The organism is Lentzea flaviverrucosa, assembly GCF_003350445.1.
Taxonomy (GTDB): Bacteria; Actinomycetota; Actinomycetes; order Mycobacteriales; family Pseudonocardiaceae; genus Lentzea; species Lentzea californiensis.
Genome location: NZ_QQAU01000001.1, coordinates 1,321,915 through 1,334,882, shown reverse-complemented (window position 1 = coordinate 1,334,882; position 12,968 = coordinate 1,321,915). Strand labels below are relative to the sequence as shown.

The following is a 12,968-nucleotide window of genomic DNA, read 5'->3' as shown; positions in this document are numbered from 1 at the left end:
CCCTCGCTGCGCTACGCGACCGCGAAGGTCAACAAGGTCAGCCGTGGAGACGGCGGCGGTGGCGGCGGCTTCGGCGGCGGCGGCGGTCAGCAGTCCCACGGCGGTGCGCCGGCCGACGTCCCATCCGGTGCAGCCTCACCGGCTGGCCCCGGTGACTTCGGCGACGAGCCACCCTTCTGATCAACGACCGTCCAGTGGCCCGCCGTCAAATCGACGGGCCACTTTCACGGCCTCCGCCGCTACTTGAGGTTCACCTGCAAGGTCGGCCCGCACTCACGCTGACGTCCCTCTGGATGAGGGAAATAGACGTGACATTCGCTCTCGCCGAACTGCACGACGCAGCACGCAATCTCAGCGACGAAGAGCGCACGGAACCGGCTTACAACCAGGCGCGCTGGTCGCCCTTGTTCTCGTGATCGTGAAGCTGCCACTAGAGGCCTGAACTGAGATCGTTCGAGCAGCGCTTGCTGTCAATCGAAGGACGAGCATGAGCACTTGCCCGCAACACAGTCAGTGTTCAAGTGCCCTGCCCCGCTCGTGTCCTCGTGTGCTTACAGCCCGACGTCTCGTTGATTTCCGGTGTCGAACGGAGCAGGCGTTGATCCCGAGCCGTCCTTCGCGCAACCAAGCGTCGAACCTTCCCCCACGTCCCACGCCTCCGGCTTTCAGCCTGGTGAGCAGAAGGACGGCGAAGGAACTGCCGGACACGTACCCGTCACGACCAGGAACGAGGAATCTGGATGATCGACGAAGACGAGCGCTCCAGCGGCTACACCGAGGAGCAGGTTCAAGAAATCCTCGCCCAGCACGCAGACCTGCTCGACAGCATGGATGAGAACCCTCGCTATGTGAACTGCCCCCGGTGCCCAGAAGATCTCTACGACAACCACTGCCCGCTGTGCCTCGGCTCCGCTGTGGTTGGACCTTGATGGGCTCGGCCGCCACGTGTGGTTCAGCAACCGTGCTCTGTCCGGCCTCACACTTCATCCGGCCCGGAGTCGTGATGGCGTGCTTGAGGATCGCTGCTCCGCCTGGCAAGCACAGCGGGGACGATTTCACCGGCAAGATCAGGAATATGTCATGGCACAGCGCCTAGATCACCTGTTTGATCGCCTTGTCGACGGATTGGGCCAGCCCCTCTCTCCTGGCGTTCGCCGTCGCATCGCGGAGCTCGACAGCAACCCGTGTCCACGCACGTGGAACACGGCGTACTCCTTATGTCTAGGGAGATCCACTCCTCGAAGGACCCTGCTGACCCTCGTGGGGCAGGTCGATCACCGCTGCCCCCGCGGCCCGCAACGCGGGTACGCACTCGACAACCCCGATCGCTGGAACGGCTACTACCCCGAGCAACTGACACTGCGCATCGCACTGCGCAACGCCGCCAGCACGGAGATCCACGGACCTATCACCAGGGCGTCGCGAGATCCGTCGCGGCCCGAATCCCCAACCTGGCCGCCGTCATTAGCTTGAGGTGGCGTAACTCGACTGGCGGACAGGAGAGCCCATCGTGCCTAAACCCGCTGTCATAGGCGGAACCTCCGCCCCTGTCCCAAGGTCATCCGACCTCCTGCACCAGTTCATCTCCCGGACCTGTCGCAACGATCAGAAGTCTGAGAGAGTGCGGCTCGTTCAAGCAGAAGTTCCGCCGCTGCAAGCCTGGCTCAGCGCTTCTGTCGTTCTGCTCGATGAGCGAATGCTTGCGCTCTGCCTTGGGCGCAACTTTCCTCCGCGACGCGGAGTGTTGCTCGTGGTCTCGGCTGCCTCACAACATCAGCCATGGGTGGACGCGGTTCGCCTGGGCGTCGAGCAGATCTACGTTCTGCCTACCGAGGCCTCCGCTCTCGCGGTGAAGATCAACCATTTCAACAACGTTCTCGTCGTCGCAGGGACCGAACGACTGTCAGGGCAGCTGTAGCCCAAGCCCCCAGGCAGCCAACCAGCCGACCCGCGAAACACTGATCGCACTCGCTGTTCGTCCGCGATGCGCTTTTCCTTCCTAGCGTCGACTCGACTCACTTCCACGAAGACTCTGTCCTTTGTGGATTTCGGCGGAACGACCAGCATGGATCTGGTGCCGTGTGCTGCCGGCCGCTCAGCCTCTCCTCGCGCCCTCGTGAACGTCGGTGTCCTGGCTAGGACGTCCGCGTGTAGCTCACCGCACGGCTTGTGACGAACGGTCCGGACTCTCGGCTACACGATCCTCGATCCGCACCAGCCATCGCCGGCAACACATCGCGCTGCCGTCGCCGATTCGCACGAGAACACAAGCAGTACCACCGGCGTTGGCAGCGGCACACCGTGTCGACATGGCACGGGCCCATCACACAGCCGCCGCTGTTGCTCGCCCCAATCCGATCACACGAAGGGTAGGTTCCGTCGTGCCGCCAAGCAACATGAGCGACGCAAAGCAGGGCACGCATCTCCCGGTCTTCACCTACGGGACCCTGCGCCGCGGTTGGTTCAACTACGAGAAGCACCTCGAAGGCCGCACCGTTGAAGAGCAGCCCGCTCGGCTGACCGGCTGCGTCCTCTATGACGCGGGCGGATTCCCCTTCGCCGTCAGGAAGACCGACTGCGACGAGAGCATCATCGGCGAACTGATGACGATCCGGCCCGCTGACTACGAACAGGTGCTTCTTCACCTCGACGAACTCGAGGGGCACGACCCCACTGATCCAGGATCCCTCTTCAAACGAGTGACGGTCAGTGTCTGGACCAACACCGGTTCCACGCAGGCGTGGATGTACGAAGCCGGGGACACCGTCGAGCAGGAGTTCACCCCCTCTGACCGGATTCCCGGCGGTGACTGGGCATCGCATCAGACCCGGCATTGACGGGATCCGCCGAAACGAAGACGGCTCGCGCTCTCACGTGAATGTGTCTCGGCGTCAGCGCGGTCTGAGAGCTGCGCGATTTCGTCCAGTGATCAGCACGTATCCGTCCTCTGAGGACACCAAGGTTGGGAGAGTGGACAGGAATGAGTCTGTGGACGTGCGCACGTGCACGGCGCGAGGAACAACCGGTCGTTGAGGTCGGTGAGCGTCTGACCCTCTGGAGCCCGGCAGACGAGACGCGCCCGGATCACTGGACTCCGGTCACCTTGCTCGGTGACGGTCGGCAACAAGACTTCGGCGTTGTACGCGTGACTGTCCGTGTCGAGGATCCGTCGGACGACGCCGTACTCGCGCCAGGAGGCGTGCTGAACGTCGAGCGCAGGTTGCTCGTCGCGCCGTCCAAGCTCGACCAGGTGCAGACGATCGTCGAGTTCGACCGCGCCGCTGGACACCTGGTTTCAGGCTCCCGGTACATGCTGTACGTACCTGATGGAGGGTGGGCGTTCGACCTGCACTGCCCGGTGCACTGGATCATTCACACCGACCCGCAGAACGTGTGCACCGGATCGCCGGTACCGAGAATGCCGCTGGCCGGTGACGCGGTCCGTCTCGGCGCACCCTGGGGCGGAGAGCCGGCCGGTGCCATCGGCGTCATCGGCGGCAGCGTAGGCAGGCGCCTGCGCTACGCACAGATCACCTTCAACGCCTCGACATTCCGAGACGACAGTGTCGTCTCGTGCAGTGGCGGTCCCGGCACGATCGGCACCGACGTCGCTGAACTGGTCGCGACCGAAGAGCGGCTCACCATCGGCTGCTGGGAGTGGCGATACGGCTGGTCAGGCGCGGGGATGGGACTGGACTACAGGCTAGAAGGTCCCGGTGTGGCAGTGGAGTCCGTCCACACAGTGGTGACCAGCCGGCTTGTCCGCAGCGACCGATCCTGCCGCCGCTCCGATTTCGTTCTGCACAAAAACACTGTGACTCGGCGACATGACCTGGACTCGATCCTACCGGGTCCGCGTTCTCGCCTAACGCGCACGGCCGTCCGGCTCGCATGCGACCGATCGGCACTTGTCTCTACTGCAAGGAGAAGGTCCATATGAGTACCGCTATCGAATCCACCGACCAGACCGCGACGGCAGACACGACTCCGGCGGAGATCACCCCCTGGGCGCCTGGTGACTCCATCAAGGTGATCACGGCCAGCGAGGGCTACGAGCTGCTTCTCGCCAACCCGCACGCGCTGTTCGTCGGTGAGACGATCACGGACAACACGCGTCAGACCGTCGTGGAGGACGATACTTTCGATGACGACGTCAAGGAGTTCGGTGTCGATGTCGTCATCGAAGCGCGCCGCGACGAGGAAGGCGTCATCAGGGTCCACGACGGCAAGATGCGCACGCTCGCCGCCCGCAAGGCCGGCATGGACGAGGTGCTGGTCCTCGTCCGGCCCAACGACAACGACGACGAGCGTGACGCCACCGTCAAGCGCATCTTCTCCCAGCTGCGCATCAACGAGCGGCGCAGCGACATCTCCAACGCGGACAAGCTGGCGGCACTGCATCAGCTCGTCCTGCTCAACGTGACGGCCAAGGAGATCGCCTCACAGCGTCACATGCCGCTCAAGGAGGCCAAGAAGCTCCACTAGGCCGTGAGCTCGAAAGCTGCGGTCAAGGCGGCCCAGGCCGCGGAGCATGAGCTGACTCTCGACCAGTTGCTGGTGTTCGAGGAGCACAAGGACGACGAGGAGGCTCTCGCCACCCTCACCGAGGTGGCGAAGACCTACCCGCGGACCTTGGCGAACAAGTCTTCCGAACTGCGCCAGAAGCGCCGGGATGCCGCTCTGCTCACGGCGCAGCAGGGCAAGCTCGCCAAGAGCGGCACGCCGATCGTGACGGACGAAGAGCTCGCCGGCGACAACCTGTCAGCCGAACTGACGCAGCTGCGTCCCAGCCCCGGACACGAATCGGGCACCCCACTCACCGCGGCCGCGCACAAGAACTGCCCAGGCAACGCGGTGCGGATCGAGTTCGTGGGCCATGGCACCGACCGCAAGGCGGTCCAGGTGCCCCTGTGTCGTGACTTCCGGACCTTCGGGCACGCTCAGCTCGACGCGCCCAAGGGCGTGGCCGCAGCCAAGCCCGCGGGCAAGATGACGCCCGAAGAGCTGGCTGAGCGCCGGCTGACGATCAAGTTCAACGAGCAGTGGCCGCTGTCGGTCGAGGCGCGTCGGGCCTTCATGCTGGAGACGTTCAGCGGAAACACCTACCCGAAGGGCTTCCGGATCCACCGGCGCATCGCGCAGCTGCACATCGCGGCGGGCTACGAGTTCAAGCGGGCCGACGAGCGAGGGCACCAGCTGCTCAGGCAGTGCCTGGCCAGCAAGGCGGAGACCGGCAACGGTACGCAGCGGCAGGCCGACCACGCATCGCTGCAGAAGATCATCGATGGCGCGAGCGAAGACCGCGCCGCAATGATCACCCTCGGGTTCTGGGCGTTCGCGGTCGAGGAGAACCACTCCCGGCACAAGAACGCGTGGAAGGCTCGATCTGCTGAGCTGGTCCTGCTGATGACGGTGCTCAAGGAGCTCGGCAAAGAGCTCACCGAAGTCGAGAACTACATCCTCGGCCTCGACGAACAGGGCAATCCTCTCGACGGGCCCGCGTACCCCGCCGCAACGAGCAAGCAGGTCGACTCGGCGGACTCCACCGGTAGCGCCGAGCTGGCCGCGGCCTGACCTGGGTGGGGGCCGCCAACGCGGCGGCCCCCACCCAGGTCGACGACCGCCCGGCCCGCCGCGCTTTCCACAGGCACCGAGCCCTCACCAATGATGGGACATGCTCACATGTGCGCGGGTCCTGATGCCGAGCTGACCTGCCGGCACACGCCAAGGCAGGGGACGCGTCGTGAACTCGGCACCACGCCTGCCGCGGCGTGACGCCGCATTCGCCGCGGCGGCTCGAGGCTGGCCCGTAGTGCCGGCCCACCCCTTCAGCCAGGTCCCGATCTTCAAGCACTGGGACTCCGTCGCGACGACCGACCCCACCCAGATCGCGGCCTGGTGGGCGCAAGCGCCCTACAACGTCGCCATCGCCTGCCGTCCCGCCGGGCTCGTCGTCATCGACCTCGATCCCGCTCACGGTGAGCTTGCGCCCGAACAGTGGGCGCGCCGGGGCGCCCGCCACGGTCGCGACGTTCTGCGCCTACTTGCTCACGACCTCGGCGAATCCGACCCACTCGACACCTACCGTGTATGTACGCCGTCCGGTGGCGAACACCGCTACTTCCGAGCCCCTCGGGACGTCGCGCTGCGCAACACAGTCGGGACACTGGGCTGGCACATCGACACACGCGCTCAGTACGGATGCATCATCGCGGCCGGATCGATCCGCAGGATTCACGGCGCACTACGCCTGTATCGCCCCGTGCACCCCCTTCGTCCGGTCGCGCCGCTACCGCTGTGGCTCGTTGCCGCGCTCACGCCTCCACCAGCGCCGCCACCTCGTCCACTCGTGGCTTCCGGCATCGTGGTGCCCTCCCGCCGCGCTACCGCCTACGCGGCGGCCGCGGTACAAGGCGAGACCGCCAAAGTCCGAGACGCCCGAGTAGGAACCCGCGCACACACTCTGTTCGTCGCCGCCATCAAGCTCGGCCAGATCATCGGCTGCGGATGGCTCGACGAGCGGGACGTTGTCGACGCTCTGCTCACCGCCGCGGCCCGTCACGAAGGTGTGGGCAGGTGGACGCGCGGCGAGTCGCTGCACCACATCGAGAACGGAATCACCCGCGGCATCCGGGAGCCACGCGTCATCACTGACGCCGCCTAGCGCACGTGCGCTTCGAGAACCCCTCAACGCAAGCACCAGAACTCACGTTGTCGGCACCTGGAGCACTCCTAGCGCTCGTTGCCCCTTGCCGCCGCCATCAGCGCAATCCCGGTACCTCCTTGCCTCAAGGAGGTACCGGCGGCTCGCACCTAGTGGCAATGGCACCAATTCGCCCAGGTTCGCGCATCAGTTCGCGCAGCAGCTTTTACCTGACAACAGGTTCGCGAAGCGGGCCTGCCCGGAGGTCACCATGTACGGACTGCCTAGCCCCAGCGTCGGCGAACTCGGCGCAGCATCACCCACCGTAGGCGATTACGTCGTCTACGAAGGCCGCTTAGACAAATTCTGGGGCCGGTACCGCGTCGCCGCGATCACCGAACGCCCCCACGGACACAGCTACGACCTGTCGTCCTATCGCGACGATGCCTTGCTGCTGCGCAACGTCAGTCGCCGCTCCATCGCCCTCGTACCGGCCGGACTTGTCCACCGCGTGGACAACCCAGTCGACCGCATCGACGCCGTCCTGCGACGACGCATCGGCCACGGAGTAGAAACCAACGTCGCACACGTGGACAAACTCCCGTCAACGACGCTGAGCCTGCTGGCCCTCAACCGCTACGTCGAGGCCGACTCTCTTCTCCTGCACGCCGAACTCGCTACCCAGATCCTCTCCGCAGCGGCGTTCCGCCACCGGGTCGAGCAACTCCGCATTCGCGGGAACGACGAGTCTTACCTGACACAGCACTCCGACCTGACCACGGCAACCCCGCACACTGATCAAGGAACCTCGCCCGGAAACCTCGCGCAGTGATCATGATCCGCCAGATCCGCCACGAGCCCGTCACGCCGCAGCACCGACAGGTTCTCGATCACTAGCCAGTGCAGCGACGACAGCCCGGCCACGCACGCGCCGAGGCTGGTGACTCTTCCGCACAACGCGACGAACTCTGCCCGACGCACTGACACGGTGACCACCTTCAGCCCAGCCGCAAACGGCACCGCCACACCAAAGGAAGAGCTCGTGCAGACACCGCCCAACGCCGAATCCGTCGCGGTCCACCACACCTGTCAGCCCTTTCTCGGTGACGTCGTCGACGACCCTCGTTTCCCCGCAGCGTTTCAACGTGACCCGTGGTGCTGGACCAGCCAACTCGGATACCACCGTGCTTCAGCACCCTCAGTCCCGGTCGAGCTCACACTCGCTCACGATCGTCATGTCGTGGTCAACGCTGACGCTGTGCGGATCGACCAGGCGATGTCTCTCGGTCTGGGCTGGGGGACGTGCAACGCGCCGGCCGCGCTCGACGACTTCCTCCGTGGATTTCACGAGCTCGCCGATCACATCGACTTTCCCACCGCTGAACCGTTCACCCGACTCGGGCACGCAGCTCGCGAGTACAGCCGCCGAACCGACCACGCTGACCGCGTCCGTGCACAACAACACGTGCTGAGCTCTGCGTGGCAGGCAGCGCGCATCAGCGTCCTCAGCCCCTGGGCGGAAATCATGGAGCGAGTGCAGACAGGCGAACCTCTCGACGCACGAACTCGACCGCTGCTCATCGAACTCGGAGCACGCGGATGGCTGGAACGCTTCGAGTCCGACGAGGCGATGCGCAACCACAACCTCCGCAGCCTCGCCCTGGCCATGGACGGAGACACCTGTGTTCAGGGAACACGCTGCCTCGTCGCGCTCTACCTGACGACCAGGCACAGCGCGGAGCAAGCAGGAGCTTGGCTTGACCACGTCGCCCACGCTCTGCGCACTATCCCGAGCTGAACCGTCCTACCGCCGTCAAAGCATCAGCACGTCAGCTCGACCACCTTCTCCGCTGACGCGTACACCAACCTCGTGGTGCCACGGCCGCACAGGCCGGGCATCACCGTCCGGGTGTGCCGCGCCGCCCCTCGTCTCCTTCCCCCAGGACGAGTGCGGGCGCGCGGCACACCCACCCTCCACACGCCTATCGCAGTGGACGGACTCACCGGCACAACACGGAAGATCCTGACCGCTGTCACAGCAAGAACACTGAACCCTTTGGGCTGCAACGAAGCGCTTCGTCGCGCCATAACTCTCAGACGCATCAGTCCACTAGGGAAGTTGACCATGCACTCGATCATCACCAGGACCGACGTGTACGGGTTCGACGAACTAAACGAGCAAGCCCAACAGCGCGCGGTTGACGTCATCCGACAGAAACTGTCGTCCGACTGGTGGGACGACGGCGACTCGCAGGACGTCACCGACGAGATGACCTACGAGTTGGCGATCCTGCTGGGCAACCCAGACGCATCTGAGCACGGCGCCGCGGACTTCCAGGGCATCGAGGGCGTAGTAGTGGGCTGGTGGAGTCTGGACCGGTCGCAGGACTTGGCCGTCGGCGGGCGTCTCGACCGCACGAACGCGCCTCGTCTGCCCTGGAGCGACGGGATAAGCCACGTTCAGCTCACGTGTCGCTTCCAAGCAACGATCGTGGACGTCCACGTCGAGGACGACTGTTGCACCTGCGAGCCACGCCCACCCGTGCGGCGTGCACCGCGCTGGACCACGCGCCACGTGACACGCCTGCGTGCTGCGCTGCTGCGACAGCCCCACCTACTGGTCGTCGTCACGCGACCTGCCCGATGCGAACCGCTCTGCCCGGCGCGCATCGCCGACAGCGTCACCGAGAAGCAGTGCACGGCAATGGAACAGGCCGTGCGCAACGCCCTCGGCGACGCGTGGCAGGCCGGCAAGAGGCAGGAGGAGTTCAAGTCCAGCGAGTCCTACGCACGCGAATGCATCGCCGGATCCTCCTTCGAGTTCACAAAGGACGGCGACCTCTACTAGCCCGCCACAAGAGTTCCCCACATGGCCCGGTTCCAGCGAGCAACCCTACGGAGAGGAGCTGCGTCATGACGACGACGCGGGAGAAGTACGCGGGCAAGCAGGCACACAACTACTGCACGTTGCCGCAACGAGACGTACCCATCCTCAATCCACTACCAGTGTGCCAGCACCAGGGCTGCGACCGGATCATCGTGACCCAGCCGACCGGCCAGGCCCACCCGTCCCAGCGATGGGTGCACGCGGACTCGCGCGATACCGACGGACACAGCGTGTGGCCGCGCACGTCGTGCGACTACTGCGGCACCAACGACGCCGGCACCGTGCACAACCGCCAGTACGCCTGGTACAACGCGACCGAGTGCGACCGCTGCGGAGGAGTGTCGGGCTACCCCATCGGAGACTGACACCTCCCACGCACACTCACTCGAGCACCCTGGCCGAGTAGCCATCCGCGCACGGCCCCAGCACGGCGTGTGCCGCCGGGGCAAACCGGATCCGGATCCGGACACGCGCTCTTCTCACCCTCACCGAGCCCACCGTGCTGCCCGCACCGGGGCTCGCAATCGCACCCGCGCCACTGTCGACGGCGCGCGGCACCACACGTCTCGACTAACCCGAACACGACTTGCTCTGAAAGGGGGCGCCCATGCCTGTTGAGAGCAGGCCTGACGAGGAGAGCGCCGGTCACAGTCCCGACGAGACCTGCCTGGCCTACACCGATGAGGCGATCGATGTCCGTATCACCAAGCTGGCTGCCGAGCGGTACGAGCTCGCGTGGTCGGACCTCGTGGTCAACGAGTGGTCCGAGGAGTTCCCGTCGCTGCCGATCGCGATGGCGCGCATGGCGGCTCTGCTGCACTGCGGAGTACATCGTTGGGACCGAGGATTGGTGTCCACGGAAGAGTTCACGGCCACCGCGGGTAGGTGGCTCTACTACGCCACGGACGGCTGGTCGATCCGCCCCACCCGTGACATTCCGCCGTGGCGGGGACGGTCCATGCCCATCGACATCGCGGCACTGTTGCCCGGCACCTACTACGACGAGGCCCAGGAACTGATCTACCTGTCAGACCGTCAGCTCAAGTGCAACTGGAGCCTGATGTGTCTCGAACCCGCGGCAGCCATGCGCGACACACCTACGGACAGCGGGCTCGGTCCCATCCCGATCTGCCAACGTTGCGCGGAATGGGAACGCCATGCCGGTAGCGAGCCCCTCCTCCAGCCGCTCAAGGCCTGTCGGCACTGCCATCACAACATCCACCAGCTCACGATGGCAGGCGCGGAATGGTTCAACCGGCGCCGCTCCGCCGGCACGGCCGTGCACACGGCCGGCCAATGGATCATCGACCGCACCGACGGCATCTGCCTGGAGCACCAACACGGACATGAGCCGATCATCGCCCACGCCGGGCGTGACGTGAGCTCCCACGCCGGGCAGCCTTCGGCCACCGATATCGGGACAGGCCACGTCTACGCAATACGGCTGCGGCATGATCGAGGCACTGTCACCATCACGGTCGGACTCGCCAGCACTCCACATATCGCAGTGGACATGGTCCTCGCGGCCGAAAACGCTCCACGCACCGCGGTGATGTGGGTCAAGGCTCAGCCGCGGTGCGACTACTGCACCAGCCTCGCCACCCGCTACGTCCACGACAGCGGCGACGACACACCGCTGTGCGACGCATGCGCCCGCTCCCAGTACGGCGGCACAGTCAAGGCCGTCCGCGAAGCCACCGGCAAGCTGGGAATCAGCCGCTACCCGCTCGTCCCCGAACAGGACTGGGCCGCGCAACCACAGGGCGAGCAAACGACCCGCCCGTAGCAGGACAACAGTCGGCCCGGCAAAGATCATCGCCTCGGTGGCTGAACTCCCCGCACCACATACCCATTCGCCTTGCCGCGGCAACGTAGGCATGCCTGTAACCCCAGAGGCAAGAGCATGAGCGACAACATGGTTCGCCACCCCGGGCACCCCGTCCTCGCCATCGGCGACCTCGTGCACTACGACGCGTCGTTCGTGGGAGACCTGCCCGCCAAGATCCTAGGCACCCACCGAACACAGGACCACGGGCGCGAAATCGTCAAGGTGCGGTTGATGATCACCATCCGCGAGCCGCGCAACGGCTTCACGCCACGCGAGCAGCTCACAGTCGAGGCGTGCGACGTCCTGCCTCGCACAGGATGGCGAACCCTCAACAACCCCTTCCACAAGCGACACCTCCTCGGATGGTGCCTCGCATGGCAGGCGTGCGCCGAATGCGGGCGTGAAGCCCCACACCACGAGGAACAGAAGCGAGGAAACGGGTGAGCATCCACTACCCGAACGCGGTGATCAAGACCGCACTCGACAGGAAGTACCCAGGGCACAGTCTCGCCGATCAGATGACCCGTGAGTACTACAAGCGGGACGCGATCGTACGGACCCCGTTCATGGTGGGGGAGTGGACAACCCCCAACGGAGGGAACTGGGACGCCCACGGCGATCTCAGCGTGGGCGAGCACGTCCAGATCCTCGCCTTCACCAACGCGGGATTCCGCGGCATCGAGGCAACCCTCGCCGCAACCAGCCCGCGCACCAGCGAACCGATCATCAAACACAACGTCGGAATCGCGAATCTGTCCCTGCCTCACGTCCTGGCTGGAAGCCCACGCCCATACGTCAACTACGCCCACGACAACAGCATCCGCAGCCAGCACACCCGCACCAGTCGTCCTCGCGCTGAACGCGCACCAACCGACTCCGGCCCGCGCGGCACTACTCGCCTGCTCTTCATGCCGCCGCGCTCCTGCGAGGAGTAGCCATCGCCGATGTACTCGGCACCCTCAGCCCCCACCAAGGTCAAAGAACGTCGCGTTGCCGCCACAGACGGGCCCGGAGGCGATGTCGCGTGTTCACCAGCAGCGCGGATCAGAGAGGAGACACAGCCTCGCGATGGACGCGACCCGCACCGCGGACGCGATGCACGCGCTCGTCTGCGACATCGTCCGCGACCACGCCGCCGACCTGGACCAGGCGATGGCCTATCTCAGCGGATTTCTGCTCTGCCGGCACTCACACCCGATGTGGAACAACTGCCTGAGCTGCGGGCGCCCAGCACTCGCGCAACCCGTGATCGCTGAACTGCAGCCCGTCCGGGAATCTCTGCGAGCCCACTCCCCAGACCCGTTACTCGTCCGAGTTCGCAGCCATGCACTGCCACACAGGGATGAGGCCGATGGAACGCCTTGGTACACAGCACCTTTCCAGGCGTGGATCGACGCCGCACTCCGCCAGGCCGTGCAGCTCCACGCCTGGGGAATGTGGTGGCCCGGCGTCGAGATGGACGACCACGACGAAACCAGAGACTGCGGCGGCGTCATCGTCGGCTACACCTGGTACACGATCAAACTCAGCCACGGTGCCCACCGCTACGTCTACGCCGAACGGCTAGCCGCCGCCGTACACGAAGGCGACCTGCCCTAACCCCCGAGCTC

Annotated in this window: 16 protein-coding genes and 1 pseudogene; 16 read left to right on the top strand and 1 reads right to left on the bottom strand. The window is 65.5% G+C overall.

Annotation, left to right across the window (positions count from 1 at the left end; genetic code table 11):
* The 9 genes and pseudogenes from DFR72_RS06025 to DFR72_RS44885 all read left to right on the top strand — a co-directional run.
* Positions 1-180, top strand: a pseudogene (locus DFR72_RS06025) (single-stranded DNA-binding protein); the annotation flags it as partial.
* Positions 181-740: 560 nt separating this feature from the next.
* Entirely contained in the window at positions 741-929 is a 189-nt protein-coding gene (locus tag DFR72_RS06020; RefSeq protein WP_090063645.1) for a hypothetical protein, read from the top strand.
* 692 nt (positions 930-1,621) lie between these two features.
* Positions 1,622-1,918, top strand: a complete 297-nt coding sequence (locus tag DFR72_RS44890; protein ID WP_143086609.1) for a hypothetical protein — start codon at positions 1,622-1,624, stop codon at positions 1,916-1,918.
* A gap of 463 nt (positions 1,919-2,381) precedes the next feature.
* Complete coding sequence (locus tag DFR72_RS06015) at positions 2,382-2,837, top strand: gamma-glutamylcyclotransferase family protein (protein ID WP_211335320.1); 456 nt, start codon at positions 2,382-2,384, stop codon at positions 2,835-2,837.
* Positions 2,838-3,145: 308 nt separating this feature from the next.
* A complete protein-coding gene (locus DFR72_RS06010; protein ID WP_143086610.1) occupies positions 3,146-3,940 on the top strand; it encodes a hypothetical protein in 795 nt (264 codons plus the stop codon).
* Positions 3,937-4,485 carry a ParB N-terminal domain-containing protein gene (locus tag DFR72_RS06005; RefSeq protein WP_090063648.1) on the top strand — a complete coding sequence of 183 codons (549 nt, stop codon included), beginning with the start codon at positions 3,937-3,939 and terminating at the stop codon, positions 4,483-4,485. Before DFR72_RS06010 ends, DFR72_RS06005 begins: the two co-directional genes overlap by 4 nt.
* Before the next feature lie 3 nt (positions 4,486-4,488).
* Entirely contained in the window at positions 4,489-5,574 is a 1,086-nt protein-coding gene (locus DFR72_RS06000; protein WP_090063649.1) for a hypothetical protein, read from the top strand.
* A gap of 169 nt (positions 5,575-5,743) precedes the next feature.
* A complete protein-coding gene (locus DFR72_RS05995) occupies positions 5,744-6,664 on the top strand; it encodes a bifunctional DNA primase/polymerase (RefSeq protein ID WP_245982538.1) in 921 nt (306 codons plus the stop codon).
* Between the two features lie 250 nt (positions 6,665-6,914).
* Entirely contained in the window at positions 6,915-7,475 is a 561-nt protein-coding gene (locus tag DFR72_RS44885) for a hypothetical protein (RefSeq protein ID WP_143086611.1), read from the top strand.
* Here the strand turns inward: DFR72_RS44885 and DFR72_RS44880 are convergent.
* Entirely contained in the window at positions 7,442-7,630 is a 189-nt protein-coding gene (locus tag DFR72_RS44880) for a hypothetical protein (protein WP_147290323.1), read from the bottom strand. The genes DFR72_RS44885 and DFR72_RS44880 overlap by 34 nt on opposite strands.
* 1 nt (position 7,631) lies before the next feature.
* Here DFR72_RS44880 and DFR72_RS44875 point away from each other — a divergent pair, with 1 nt between their 5' ends.
* The 7 genes from DFR72_RS44875 to DFR72_RS05945 all read left to right on the top strand — a co-directional run bounded on the left by DFR72_RS44875 (position 7,632) and on the right by DFR72_RS05945 (position 12,957).
* The gene (locus tag DFR72_RS44875) at positions 7,632-8,441 is read left to right on the top strand and encodes a hypothetical protein (protein ID WP_143086612.1); all 810 of its coding nucleotides are present in this window, start codon (positions 7,632-7,634) and stop codon (positions 8,439-8,441) included.
* A 192-nt stretch (positions 8,442-8,633) separates the two neighbouring features.
* Positions 8,634-9,491 (top strand): hypothetical protein, encoded by an 858-nt coding sequence (locus DFR72_RS05970; protein WP_143086613.1) that lies wholly within the window; start codon positions 8,634-8,636, stop codon positions 9,489-9,491.
* 65 nt (positions 9,492-9,556) lie between these two features.
* On the top strand, positions 9,557-9,895 hold the full coding sequence (locus DFR72_RS05965; protein WP_114773613.1) for a hypothetical protein: 339 nt from the start codon (positions 9,557-9,559) through the stop codon (positions 9,893-9,895).
* A gap of 242 nt (positions 9,896-10,137) precedes the next feature.
* Positions 10,138-11,316 carry a hypothetical protein gene (locus DFR72_RS05960; RefSeq protein ID WP_090063655.1) on the top strand — a complete coding sequence of 393 codons (1,179 nt, stop codon included), beginning with the start codon at positions 10,138-10,140 and terminating at the stop codon, positions 11,314-11,316.
* 117 nt (positions 11,317-11,433) lie between these two features.
* Entirely contained in the window at positions 11,434-11,802 is a 369-nt protein-coding gene (locus DFR72_RS05955) for a hypothetical protein (protein ID WP_090063656.1), read from the top strand.
* A complete protein-coding gene (locus DFR72_RS05950; protein ID WP_090063657.1) occupies positions 11,799-12,293 on the top strand; it encodes a hypothetical protein in 495 nt (164 codons plus the stop codon). The genes DFR72_RS05955 and DFR72_RS05950 overlap by 4 nt, the downstream gene beginning before the upstream one ends.
* A gap of 133 nt (positions 12,294-12,426) precedes the next feature.
* Positions 12,427-12,957 carry a hypothetical protein gene (locus DFR72_RS05945; RefSeq protein WP_090063658.1) on the top strand — a complete coding sequence of 177 codons (531 nt, stop codon included), beginning with the start codon at positions 12,427-12,429 and terminating at the stop codon, positions 12,955-12,957.
* Positions 12,958-12,968: the final 11 nt, after the last annotated feature.